A 12,931-nucleotide genomic window follows, 5' to 3' on the forward strand; every position below is an offset into this window, starting at 1 on the left:
TGCTGGCAAAATATGCTCTAAATATTTACCGACTTTATTTATATCATAAGGATTATATAAGTTTATAGCTATTGTATTTATTAAATCATATGTTTGCATTTTCTGCCAGAGTATATTCAAAGGTATATATGAAAAAGCAAGATCATATTCGTACATGCCAGAATCAAACACACCTGTAACTGGAATTTCAAAAGAAACAGGTGAAAACCCAATGGCTGTTGGTTTAGAATACGCAAGTGTAACTCTAACATTTTGACCTATACTTGCACCAATTGCTTTCATTAATTCTTTACCAAGTACAATACCTTTGGTGTTTCCTTTAATGTATTTTTCTATGTATGGCTTATCCTTAAAATCAACACCATTTAATATTGATCCACTTGATTGGCCATTTGCACTTATTATACACTGTTCTACAAGCGATGGATAAACATTTGAGACAAGTTTATCTGTTTTTATTGATTTTATAAGGTTATTATCTAAATTAAATGTTCCATTAAAATTTTTTACAATAATATGTGGATTTGCCCCTATAATCTTGGATTCAAGCATTTTATCAAAACCATTCATAATTCCTAAAACTAAAATTAAAGCTCCCACACCAATTGCAATGCTGATAATAGAAAGCAAAGAAGACAAAGAAATAAGTTTCTCTTCTTTTTTCGAACTGATATACTTTATAGCTAAAAAATTTTCAAAGTTGAATTTTTTCATTGAAAAATCATTCGTTTTTTAGTGCGTATTTTAGAACATCTTTCATATCCTTTACAAAATAAAACTTTACATCTTTTATTTTAAGTTGGGATTGGATTTCTGCTACATCTTTTTTATTATCAAATGGCACTATAATTTCTTTAATACCAGCTCTAAGTGCAGCTAAAGTTTTTTCTTTGAGACCACCTATAGGTAAAACCCTTCCAGTAAGTGTAATTTCACCTGTCATTGCAACATCAGATCTGACCGGCTTATTTGTTAAAGCAGAAATTATAGCACATGCAATGGTTATACCTGCACTTGGACCATCCTTTGGTGTTGCACCTTCTGGTACATGTATATGAAAATCATACTTTTCATAAAATTCTTCTTCAAGATTTAACTCTTTATACTGAGCCCTTGCAAAAGAGACAGCAGCTTGAGCAGATTCTTTAAACACATCTCCAAGTGAACCGGTAAGTATAAGCTTTCCACTACCTTTAACCTTTAGTGCTTCAATAAATAACACATCACCACCAACAGGTGTCCATGCAAGACCGGTAGCAATTCCAACATAATCTTTGTCAAGTTTTTCGTTGCTATAAAATCTTGGTATTCCCAAATACTTTTCTAAATTTTTCACATTAATTTCATACAAAGTTGTTTTATCCTTTTTTGGAGACTCTACAATCTGTCTTGCAATTTTTCTCAAAATAGCTGTTATATTTTTTTCTAAATTTCTAACTCCTGCTTCTTTGGCGTAGTTCTCAATTATACTAAGAATAGCCTTATCTGTAAACTTTATGTTATAATCTTTAAGACCATGGTTTTCAATTTGCTTTGGAATAATATATTTTTTGGCAATTTTTAATTTTTCTATTGTAGTATAGCCAGAAAGTCTAACAATCTCCATCCTATCTAAAAGTGGTGCTGGTATTGTATCTGTTGAATTAGCTGTAGTAATGAAAAAAACTTTTGATAAATCAAATGGGACGCCAATATAGTGATCTTCAAACTCATAATTTTGCTCTGGGTCTAAAACCTCAAGCATAGCACTTGCTGGATCACCTCTAAAATCGCTACCAAGCTTGTCAATTTCGTCTAGCACAAAAACTGGATTGTTTGTGCCTGTTTGTTTTAAACCCTGTATAATCCTACCAGGCAACGCTCCGACATATGTCCTTCTATGTCCTCTAATTTCGGCTTCATCTCTAACACCACCTAACGAAATTCTCCAAAGTTTTCTACCCATTGCTCTTGCAATAGATTTTGCTAAAGAAGTCTTGCCTACGCCAGGTGGTCCAACAAAACACAAAATAGGACCTTTCATATCATTTTTTATTTTTTTGACAGCTAAATATTCCAAAATTCTCTTTTTTGCATCGTCTATATCGTAATGATCTTCATTTAATGCTTTTTCAACAAGTTTTATATCAAGTTTATCTTCAGATGACACATTCCATGGCAAACTGATCATCCAATCCAAATAAGTGCGAATAACATTGGCTTCTGCCGAATCAGGATACATTTTTTCTAAGCGAGAGAGCTGTTTTAAACATTCTTTTTTTGCCTGTTCACTCATATTTGCAGCTTCAATTTTTTGCCTTAACTCTTCAATCTCGTCTGAATCTTCTTTTTCACCAAGCTCCTTTTTGACAGCTTTTAATTGTTCTTTTAGAAAATATTCCCTTTGAGCTTTTGAAATTTCTTCGCGGGCTTCCCGCTGAATTTTAGCCTGCATATCAAGTATCTGCAATTCTCTATTTAAAATACTTACAATTTTCCTTAAACGTTCTTTAACAGAAAGAATTTCTATTAACTCTTGCATCTGATTAAGTTTTAACTGTAAATTTGCAATTATAATATCAGCAAATTGTTCACTTTTTTCTATATTATTTGCAATTACTACAATATCATTTGGTATATTTTTATTTAATGCAACAAGCTTTTGAAGCTGGTCCTTTATTGTCCTTATAAGAACTTCAACTTCAATTTCTTCTTCTGGTGTTGATGGGAGCTGGTCTTGCAGGAGTGAGATATGGGCTTCAAAATAAGGACTTTCACTTATTGTTTTTGTATAGTTAACAATAGATGCTTTTCTTAAGCCTTGGACAAGTATTTTAACTCTGCCATCTGGCATTTTGAGCATTCTCAAAATTAAACATACTGTACCAACGGTATTTATTTGGTCCGGTGTGGGTTCATTTTCTTCAAAATTTTTCTGACTTACAACAAAAATTATCCTATCTTTAGACAAAGCCTCATCTATTGCCTTGATAGAAAATTCTCTACCTACAAGCAACGGTGTTACCATATAGGGAAAAACAACCATATCCCTAAGAGGCACAACGGGCAAAATACTAGGTATTTCTATATCTTGATTAAAAACATTTTCATTAGTATCGCTCATAAATCAAAACCTCTCTAAAATAATCTCTAATACTCCATTATCATAATTAACTTTACTTATACTTTTGAAATGAAACGGTAAATCTATGTATTTTTTAAAATAACCAAATATACGTTCTGCTACAAGATATGCAGCGTTGTTTTTTTCTCTTTTTTTCTTTATACCAGACACAATCAAAGATGTATTATTTTTTTCTATAACTAGGCTATCTACTTCTAAATCGGGTATCTCAAGTTCGATGTATACTTTACCATTTTCTTCATAAATATCAGCTAAAATTGAATCAGAGCTAGCATTTTTTTGCAAAACAAAAAATTGGGCTAAAATAATTACTTTATTGGGATTCATTTACCTACCTTATTTAGCTGTTTTTCAAATAGAACAACATATTTGCTATTTGGGTACTTCTTTTTTAACTCATTAAAAAAGTTTAAAGCTTCCTGTTTTTTGCCTAAATGATCATAAACAGATGCCAGTAAATATAACATTTCATCATTAAAATTTAGATCAGTAAAGTGCTTAGCCATATAATCCAGTTCAATTTCGGTTGCCCTATATTTGCCTAAATCATAATAAAATCTAGTGATAAATAACTGATGTCTATAAAGCTGTTTTACGCATTCGGTTAAATGATCGTAAACTTGGTCTTTATATGGATTATTTGGATATTTATCAAGCAATATAAGAAAATTTTCTATTGCTTTTTTTGTAGGTGTTTGATCGAGTTTATATCCATTCATCATTTTATAATAACTCATTGCAATTTTATACTGAGCAAACATAGCATCTCTCGTATTTGGATATAATTCTATAAATTTTTTGTATTCTTCAATCGCTAAAAGATAATCACCTTCACTATAATATACGTCCCCCAGAATAAGACTTGCTTTTTTTGCATAAATACTGCCTGGATGTTGTTGGTTTATCATTGATAAACTATGCTCTGCTTCTTTATAGTTATGATTGATATAGAATTGTACACCTTCGTTATACCACTCATATGCGCTTTTTTCTGGTTCACTTTTTACTAACTCTTTCGATGTTGAACAACCTGAAATAAAAAAAACCACCAAGGCCATTACACTATAAATAATGGTTTTTTTCATATTAATAACCCATTTTTGTATCAAGTGTCAGAATCATAATTTATCTCCTTTACGACTATCCTATCGAATTTTAAATCACTTGATAAGTCATTTAGTTTTTTTAAAATAGTTTCTTTTATGCTTTCCACTTCTTGATGCCATATTGAATTGTAAACACCCAAAGTTAAAATGCCGTCTTTGTAATTAAGAACACAAACATTTCTTTCATCGATATCAAGTTGTCTAAATATATCCTTTGCTTTAACTATATACACAGCTCTTTCTAAACCTAAATCTTTTAATAGATCAAAAGTAGCCGTGGATATATCAACCAAAGCCATTTTTTATGCGTTTTGTGTTTGTTTAATATCATTTTTTATCATTATAATAAAATCTCGTTCATTTTTTTTAAGTACATTTTCTATGTAAGCACCAAGTTGTTGTGCTTTTTGGGCAATTTTTGATATATAATCGTATGTATTTACATAGGCCAGTACATATTTACCCTTTTGTGCACTTTTGATTGTATTATCAAGTATACTATAAACTTCATTCTCATTTTTATCTCTCAAATCCAGTTCTTTTGCTATGTCAAAGCTATCACTTTTACCGTCCATAAAGCCTCCTATTTTTTTGCATATTTTTTCTGAAATTTATCTACTCTCCCGCCTTCATCAACAATTTTTTCTTTACCAGTAAAAAATGGATGACACTTATTGCATATTTGAACCTTAAGATTCTTAATTGTTGAACGTACCTCTATTTTATTTCCACATGCACATTCTATTGTAGTTAGCTCATACTTTGGATGAATATCTTTTTTCATTTACTACCTCCCTTCTGCTAACGTTAAATTATCATAAATCAAGCTTTTTATCAAGTGCCAATATCTTTTTTAGTTGTATAATCTTTTATTATCTGGTTTAATCTTTTAAGTTCATTTCTTATTGAAAAAAGCACCATTGGTAAAGCTATCCACATAAAAATACTCGCGGTCAAAAATACAATCAATACTAGTATAAAAACATCGTATATGGTTGAAGTAAAAGATTTACTTAATACATAAATCATTTTTCACCCACCAATACACTAAAACCACCTTCACTAAAACCTTCTTTTGGTTCTTGAATATGGTTTATTTTACCATAATCACCAAAAAGTACTTGATAAGCTTGTTTAAAAGCAAACCCTGACTTTTCAAACAAATCTAAAATTTCCTTTGATGAAAAAAACCTCGCATACTTATAAAATACACTATTTTCTTTTTTTTTCAAATAAACCTTACCAAGTGGCGTATCTGCATCCACAATACCTACTATAATTTGCCCTTTTGGTTTTAAAATCCGATAACATTCCTTAAGACTCTTTAGTGGATCATTTACAAAACAAATCGTAACTGCCATCAAAGCAAAATCAAAACTGTTATCATCAATCGGTAAGTTTTCGGCAACCCCAAATATTACATCTATACCATTTTGTTTTGCAATTTCACCCATCTTTCTTGAGGGTTCTACACCTACTTTTATACCAAGAGGTATTGCAAACCTACCGCTACCAACACCAATTTCAATTCCTCTACCTTTTTGTGGTAAAGCTTTTTTTAATGCTTCTATTTCAGATAGATATACATATTTATTTTTATCAAACCATTCTTCGTATTCTTGTGTATGTTTATTAAAAACTTCTATTTTATTTGAATAGTCTTCAAAATATTTCAAAGTTTCGTCAAGATTTGTAAAATCTAAAAAAATATAATCAAATTCTTTGTCTTTAATAATGTTTCTAAATTGAGCTGAAGCATTTTTGCCTATTAAAACATAATCTTTTAGTTCACCCAGATTTAACGCACAATCCTGTATTTTTTTCCTTTCATTTTTGTCATTAACTATCAAATAAAATGGAGAATCTTCAAAGTTACCTTCAAATAACTCACCTTTTTGATTAATTGCTATGACTGCTTTTTTCATTTTATCCCCCTTTTTATTTTATTATATTCATAAAGCACTCAAAACTCAAGAAATTTTAAAATTTTACTTGCAAAAAAAAAGCTTTTTCATAAAATTAATTTTTACAATGAGTTTGCCATGTTTTATTGGAAAAGTTTCGGATAGCCACATAATTATAGAATCTCAAGAATATCATCATGCTGTAAATGTTAAAAAATTAAAGATTAATGATAAAATTGAAGTAAATGACTTAAATGGTAACTGCTTTGTTGCAACCATAAATAAAATAGAAAAAAATTACCTTATAGCAATAATTGACAGCAAAATAACAAAAGATATCCCCAAAACAGACATAACACTTTACCAGTGCTTGCCAAATAAATTATCAAAAATAGATGAACTGATAGAACCAATATCGCAACTCAATGTAAAAACATTTATTCCAGTCATATCCCAGCATTGTGCCTTAAAACCAAAAGACATTCAAAATAAAATTGCCAAATGGGAAAAAATTGCAATCCAGTCTATTAAGCAATGCAAAAGACTCTTTCCAGTAATCATTGAAAAGCAACAAAACTTATTTGATATTAATCCTAAAGAACAATTAAAAATAGTATTTTATGAAAATGAAAAAAACAATACATTAAAAAGTTTAAAAATTAAAACATTTGATAGTATAGCAATTGTAATTGGTCCAGAAGGGGGTTTTTGCGAAAGTGAAATTTTACATTTACAAAAAAAGGGCTTTATTGCACTGAGTCTGTCAAAAAATATCCTAAAAACTGAAGTTGCAACAATATCAGCTCTTGCTCAAATAGAATTAATGATTATATAGTTTTCCAGCCATCAAGTACTAAGTATTTAAAACCAAACACTTTATTGAGTTTGATTGTTAAATTATCACTATCTCCTACAAATTTATCCACATAAACATCTATGCCGTCAATATTTAGTAAAATGTACTTATCAGGGTTAAGGGGCAAGCCGATTGACACTTCAGGTATTGTTTTTACATCTATACAGGTATTTGCAACATCATGGTAGGTAATGCTGACTTTACCACCTTTTTTTAAGATGTAATCTCTTGCTGAAGCGTCAATCTTCATTCTAAACCCATTAAAAATTAAGTTTTTTCTACTTCTACATCAGCTGCAAATGGCTGATAAGATTCCTTTTTAATTAGCCAATTATACCATTTAATAAATGAATCTGCAATTATGCCGATTGCTGTTAGCATAATCATAATTGTCAATACAACAAGTAAAATTTTTCCCTTTGGCAAAAAATTGCCTACGATATTCAAATAAGAAGCATATAATGTAGTCACAGATACAAAAGCAAATGGTATAAATGTAATCCATGCATATTGGGCTCTGCCTAACTTTATAATAACAGTCGTGCCAATAGCCAATGCAAGAGAAGCAAGTAATTGATTGGATGTTCCAAAAAGTGGCCATATAGTAGATATATCACCACCATAAACTAAATATCCCCAGGTAAATGATATTAATGCGCTCGTTATAATTATTCCTGGCCACCAGTTCTTATCTTTAAAAGGTGCATAAATACCACCAAATGCTTCTTGTAATAAATACCTTCCAACACGTGTTCCTGCATCAACTGTTGTTAATATAAACATTGCTTCAAACAAAATTATAAAATGATACATATAGGACATCAGGCTATCAAGCCAAGGTATTTTTGAAAATATAAATGCCATACCTACAGCAAGCGAAACCGCGCCTCCTGGTCTGCCTGCTACATTTTCACCTACCATTGCAGACAAGTTTGCTAAATCAACTGGATGCATGCCAAGTTTTGCAAAAACAGCAGGTGGTACATTAATAGCAAAATAATCCGCAGGAATAAGGCTTGTTGCTGCAATTAGAGCCATGATTGCAACAAAACCTTCTGCAAGCATTGCACCATATCCAATTGGCAATATGTCTTTTTCGTTTTCTATCATTTTTGGCGTTGTACCAGATGACACAAGGGCATGAAACCCAGATAATGCCCCACATGCAATTGTTATAAACACAAATGGCCAAACCTTACCAGGAACAATTGGTCCACCACCATGAATAAACTGTGTCAAAGCTGGCATTTTTAAAGTTGGGTTTACGATAATTACACCAATAGCCAATAAAAGCATAACCCCAAGCTTCATATACGTACTCAAATAATCCCTTGGGACAAGCAATATCCAAACAGGCAATACAGCTGCAATAAAGCCATATGTTGCAATAATAACAGTCATTTGTTTTTTACTAAACGTTAGTGCACTTGCAAAACTGCTGTGTTGAATGAAAGGACCAACAACAACGCTGATAATCAACAATGCTACACCTATAATCGTAGCTTCCATAACCTTACCAGGTCTAAACCATTTCATATAAGCACCCATTAATATTGCAATAGGAATTGTCGCTCCTACTGTAAAAGTACCCCACGGACTCTTAAATAAAGCATTAACAACTACTAAAGCAAGTCCGGCCAAAGCTGTAATAATGATAAATATAACTGCAATTGCTGTTAAAATACCACTAAATGTACCGATTTCTTTTTTTGCAATTTCAATTAGAGATAAACCATTATGCCTAACTGACGCAAATAAAATAACCATATCATGTACTGCGCCAGCCAAAACTGCACCTATCAAAATCCATAAAGCACCAGGCAAATACCCAAATTGAGCTGCAAGCACAGGACCTACAAGTGGACCTGCTCCAGCTATAGCTGCAAACTGATGCCCAAACAATACCCATCTGTTTGTGGGGACATAATCATAACCGTTTTCTAGCCTATACGCTGGTGTCTTACGGTGTGGATCTGTTATTAATACCTTTGAAGCAATAAATGCACCGTAAAAACGATAAGCCAATGCGTATAATGCCACAGCTGCCACAACCAAAGCAATAGCACTCATACAAACCCCCTTTTTAAATTTACTAAATTATAAATTAAAATATCTATTACGTTTTTACAATATTTTTGACACAAAAAGAAGATTTTTGAAGATAAAAAGAAATTGTGTAGGATTAAAAAGAAAAAAGCAACCCATGTATGTACATATTGGGTTGCTAATAAAAATTAAGCAAGTTCTTCAAATGTTTTGTAGATATTATCAAATGCAGCAGAAAGCCATTCTTTAGCATCGTCTATATACGACAAAACAACATCAGTATTATTTTGATTATCACTAAAATAGCTTTTTGATACTAAATATGCAATTGTTGCAAGTAAAGCAGAATTAACAAACTTAATTTTTTTAAATAATAATTTTTGCAAAATAGATGCACCAAGCAAAGTAGCACCTGCAATATAGATAGATTTTGAATTTGTATCTTCTTGTTGAATTAAATCAATTGGTGCTACATAAAGACCATACTCTGTCAGGCTTTGTGCTCTTTCTAATATTGTTTTTTTCTTGTCTTCGTCGATCTGCTTTGAATCAATTAAAGATTTTAACTCCAAAAACATTAGATTTAAATTATTTTTACCCCACTGATTAATTTCATTTCTAATTTCTTCTAGTAATTGACTTGTTAATGGTTGTTGTTTTACTTTTGCTTTTAAAGATACTATAAAATCATCAAGTTTATTTTTATATACATCAAATATTTCTTTCATTTAAAATTTCCTCCTTAATCTCTGAGTTAGGTGAAACCTCTTTAAAAATTTGACTTTCAAATCTGTAAAACTTACAATTTCTGTCATTCATACAATCATCATACATTGAAGCTTTTCTGCACACCTCCCTTAAAAATGTTTTTTTATCAAAACCCCACTGAGTAGCAACCTGAGGCAGCAGTAATCCGCTTTTGCCATACAAATCGCACACCACAAGCAAACCATCCCTACCAATCTCAATTTGCTCCTCATAAGGCTTATTTTGGTCAAGTGGTATCATGGGCGAAAGTATTGTAACCTCAAAAATTATATCATACAACTCCTCTTTCTTGACACACTCAAACCTTGGATCTTCGCACGCAGCTTTTATACTTGCAGAAATACACAACTCAATCAACGAGTTAAACGCATAAGGATACCCAATACAACCTCTTAAGTTTTCATTCGGAAATGTTGATAGAGTAACAAATACACCCATGTTTTTATCAAGTTTTGGAGGATAATTTTGTGGGAGCGGTGGGTATTTATTGGTACCTAAAAAGTACTCAACCGATTGCCTTGCCAATTTAACTAAAAACTTGCCTTCCTCTAAGCTAAAATTTAGGACGCTGTTCATTTATTACCTCTTGACAACGTTTACATAGATGATTCTCGTTTTTTGAAACACTTTCATCAAACTTCCAACACCTATCACACTTTTCACCAATTGCTTTTGTTACCTTTATGATTAAACCTAAAGTTTCATCTGTATAATCTACAAGTGCATTATCAATGCTTTTATAAAAAACATGAGATACTATAAAAATATCGGCTAAATTTATTCTTTCATCAAACAAAATACTATTTACTAAAGAATTATTTGAATTTAAATATACATCTGCTTCTAGTGAATTTCCTATATATTTTTGTTCTCTTGCTAATTCTAGAGCTTTTAGTACAGAAAGTCGTATTTTATTAATTAAACTCCATTTTTCTCTTAATAGGTCATTTTTATATTTGTCAATTATAGGCACAAAATATTCCATATGTACACTTTCTTTTTCAGGTTTATTTAGTTGATAGGCTTCTTCGGCTGTAAAGGACAATATAGGCGCTAAAAACTTTATCAGTACATCTAACACTTCTTTCATTGCTGTTTGAGCAGATAATCTTTTTTTAGAATTTAAACTATCGCAATACAATGTATCTTTTAAAATATCCAAATAAAAAGAGCTCAATGTATTAATACAAAAATTTGTAACATTTTGGTAAATCAAATGGAATTCGTAATTTTCATATGCTTTAAATAATTTTTCTTTTAAATTTTCCAGTTCAGCCAATATCCATTTATCAATTTCTTCTAAATCTTCGTATTTTAAACTGCGCTCTTTATAAAAATCACTTAGGTTTCCCAATAAAAATCTAATTGTATTGCGGATTTTCCTATAACCTTCAATTAAGCGAGTCATTATTTCATTTGAAAGTTTTATATCTTCACGATAATCAGTAGCACAGGCCCAGAGTCTCAAAATATCAGCACCATATTTTTCAATTATGCTTTGAGGTGAAATTACATTGCCCAGCGATTTACTCATTTTTCGCCCTTTCGCATCTACTACAAAACCATGTGTCAAAACACTTTTATATGGAGCTTTTCCAAGCGTTCCAACAGATTCTAAAAGAGATGAGTGAAACCAGCCTCTGTGCTGATCTGAACCTTCCAGATACATATCAGCAGGCCATTTTATTTTATTGTAAAGCACTGCTTTGTGCGAAACACCAGAGTCAAACCATACATCAAGTATATCTTCAACTTTCTCAAAATCTTGGCTGCCACACTCACATTTATAATCTTTTGGCAAAAAATATGCATTATCTTTTTCAAACCATATATCTGCGCCAAATTGTTCAATATTTTTTGCTGTAAAATCTAATATTTCTTTATCTTTAACTATTCTGCCGCATTTTTTACATCTAAATAAAGCAATAGGCACACCCCAGGCACGTTGCCTTGAAATGCACCAATCTGGCCTATTTTCTACCATCGCATAAATCCTATTCTGGCCAGATTTTGGTATCCATTTAACTTTTTTTATTTCTTCCAGGGCTTTTGACCTTAAATCATTTTTTTCCAGTGATATAAACCATTGTTTTGTGGCTTTAAATATTACAGGTTTTTTACATCGCCAACAGTGCGGGTAAGAGTGAACAATTTCTTCTTCTTTTAGCAGCATACCGTTTTTCTTTAGTAATTCTATAATTTTCTCATTAGCTTTAAATACGTGTTCGCCAGCAAAATATTGAACATCTTGTGTAAACCTACCATCTTCATCAACAGGAGAATAAACACTCAAATTATATTTAAGACCCACTTCATAATCTTCTTCACCATGACCTGGAGCTGTGTGAACCAAACCCGTACCCATCTCTAAATTTACATACTCAGATAGAATCATTTTTGATACTCTATCATAAAATGGATGTGCAAGCTCATACCCTTCTAAATCTTTGCCTTTTACTTCTTTTATAATTTGTGCATCTTTTATCTCAAATTTTTCCATTAATTTATTATATAATTCTTTGGCAACAAGCAATACTTCCCTTTCTTTTACTTGTACAAATACATAATCAATATCTGGGCCAACAGCTACTGCTAAGTTAGCTGGTAAAGTCCAGGGGGTTGTTGTCCAAATAACTGCACTTACCGCTTTACCCAAAAACCTTTTATCTTCTGAACCCAAATCGCTTATAAAGTCAAATTTAACATATATGGAAGTTGATTTATCTTCTTCGTATTCAATTTCTGCTAAAGCAAGTGAAGTTTTGCAAGACATACACCAATACACTGGTTTTTTGCTTTCATATACGTAAGAATTTTTAAAAAACTCTAAAAACTCTTTGTAAATTGTTGCTTCATAATCATAACTCATGGTCAGATAAGGTTTATCCCATTGTCCCAATACGCCCAATCTTTTGAATTCCTGCTTTTGAATATCTATAAACTTTGTGGCATAATCTCTGCAAGCTTTTCTTGTTTTTGCTTTATCCATCACGCCATATTCTTTTTCTACATTATGTTCTATTGGTAAACCATGACAATCCCAACCAGGTACATATGGTGAACTGTAACCCATCATAGTTTTGCTTTTTATAACCATATCTTTAAGTATTTTATTTAATGCAGTACC

The 12,931-nt window shown here is 31.4% G+C and carries 15 protein-coding genes; 1 reads left to right on the top strand and 14 read right to left on the bottom strand.

The features are described from left to right. The 9 genes from Q0C22_RS05740 to Q0C22_RS05780 all read right to left on the bottom strand — a co-directional run. Window positions 1–714: ABC transporter permease (locus Q0C22_RS05740; protein WP_291492693.1), on the bottom strand; the 714-nt coding region annotated here is incomplete at its 3' end. A 7-nt stretch (window positions 715–721) separates the two neighbouring features. Further along, window positions 722–3,103, bottom strand: a complete 2,382-nt coding sequence (gene lon / locus Q0C22_RS05745) for an endopeptidase La (protein ID WP_291492695.1) — start codon at window positions 3,101–3,103, stop codon at window positions 722–724. A gap of 3 nt (window positions 3,104–3,106) precedes the next feature. Continuing rightward, window positions 3,107–3,451, bottom strand: coding sequence for an Hsp20/alpha crystallin family protein (locus Q0C22_RS05750; RefSeq protein WP_291492697.1), 345 nt, complete (start codon window positions 3,449–3,451; stop codon window positions 3,107–3,109). After that, window positions 3,448–4,209: an outer membrane protein assembly factor BamD gene (locus Q0C22_RS05755; protein WP_367172111.1), complete on the bottom strand. Its 762-nt coding sequence runs from the start codon at window positions 4,207–4,209 to the stop codon at window positions 3,448–3,450. Before Q0C22_RS05755 ends, Q0C22_RS05750 begins: the two co-directional genes overlap by 4 nt. 20 nt (window positions 4,210–4,229) lie before the next feature. Then, entirely contained in the window at window positions 4,230–4,529 is a 300-nt protein-coding gene (locus tag Q0C22_RS05760) for a DciA family protein (protein ID WP_291492699.1), read from the bottom strand. Window positions 4,530–4,532: 3 nt separating this feature from the next. Continuing rightward, window positions 4,533–4,805: a hypothetical protein gene (locus tag Q0C22_RS05765; RefSeq protein WP_291492700.1), complete on the bottom strand. Its 273-nt coding sequence runs from the start codon at window positions 4,803–4,805 to the stop codon at window positions 4,533–4,535. An 8-nt stretch (window positions 4,806–4,813) separates the two neighbouring features. Further along, window positions 4,814–5,014, bottom strand: coding sequence for a 50S ribosomal protein L31 (gene rpmE / locus Q0C22_RS05770; protein WP_291492702.1), 201 nt, complete (start codon window positions 5,012–5,014; stop codon window positions 4,814–4,816). Window positions 5,015–5,064: 50 nt separating this feature from the next. Next, window positions 5,065–5,259 (bottom strand): hypothetical protein, encoded by a 195-nt coding sequence (locus Q0C22_RS05775; protein ID WP_291492704.1) that lies wholly within the window; start codon window positions 5,257–5,259, stop codon window positions 5,065–5,067. After that, a complete protein-coding gene (locus Q0C22_RS05780) occupies window positions 5,256–6,155 on the bottom strand; it encodes a class I SAM-dependent methyltransferase (RefSeq protein WP_291492706.1) in 900 nt (299 codons plus the stop codon). Before Q0C22_RS05780 ends, Q0C22_RS05775 begins: the two co-directional genes overlap by 4 nt. 106 nt (window positions 6,156–6,261) lie before the next feature. Between Q0C22_RS05780 and Q0C22_RS05785 the strand changes: the two genes are divergently transcribed. After that, window positions 6,262–6,969, top strand: coding sequence for a 16S rRNA (uracil(1498)-N(3))-methyltransferase (locus Q0C22_RS05785; RefSeq protein WP_291492708.1), 708 nt, complete (start codon window positions 6,262–6,264; stop codon window positions 6,967–6,969). Here the strand turns inward: Q0C22_RS05785 and Q0C22_RS05790 are convergent. The 5 genes from Q0C22_RS05790 to ileS all read right to left on the bottom strand — a co-directional run. Then, entirely contained in the window at window positions 6,962–7,240 is a 279-nt protein-coding gene (locus Q0C22_RS05790) for a CC/Se motif family (seleno)protein (RefSeq protein ID WP_291492710.1), read from the bottom strand. The two genes, Q0C22_RS05785 and Q0C22_RS05790, sit on opposite strands and share 8 nt — an antisense overlap. A gap of 17 nt (window positions 7,241–7,257) precedes the next feature. Continuing rightward, on the bottom strand, window positions 7,258–9,060 hold the full coding sequence (locus Q0C22_RS05795; protein WP_291492712.1) for a carbon starvation protein A: 1,803 nt from the start codon (window positions 9,058–9,060) through the stop codon (window positions 7,258–7,260). Window positions 9,061–9,224: 164 nt separating this feature from the next. Then, window positions 9,225–9,764: a hypothetical protein gene (locus tag Q0C22_RS05800; RefSeq protein ID WP_291492714.1), complete on the bottom strand. Its 540-nt coding sequence runs from the start codon at window positions 9,762–9,764 to the stop codon at window positions 9,225–9,227. Next, entirely contained in the window at window positions 9,748–10,380 is a 633-nt protein-coding gene (locus Q0C22_RS05805) for a TIGR00296 family protein (RefSeq protein WP_291492716.1), read from the bottom strand. Before Q0C22_RS05805 ends, Q0C22_RS05800 begins: the two co-directional genes overlap by 17 nt. After that, the coding region (ileS, locus tag Q0C22_RS05810) for an isoleucine--tRNA ligase (RefSeq protein ID WP_291492717.1) at window positions 10,358–12,931 on the bottom strand (2,574 nt) is incomplete at its 5' end. The genes ileS and Q0C22_RS05805, both read right to left, overlap by 23 nt.

Origin of the sequence: Desulfurella sp., assembly GCF_023256235.1 — a bacterium.
Taxonomy (GTDB): domain Bacteria; phylum Campylobacterota_A; class Desulfurellia; order Desulfurellales; family Desulfurellaceae; genus Desulfurella.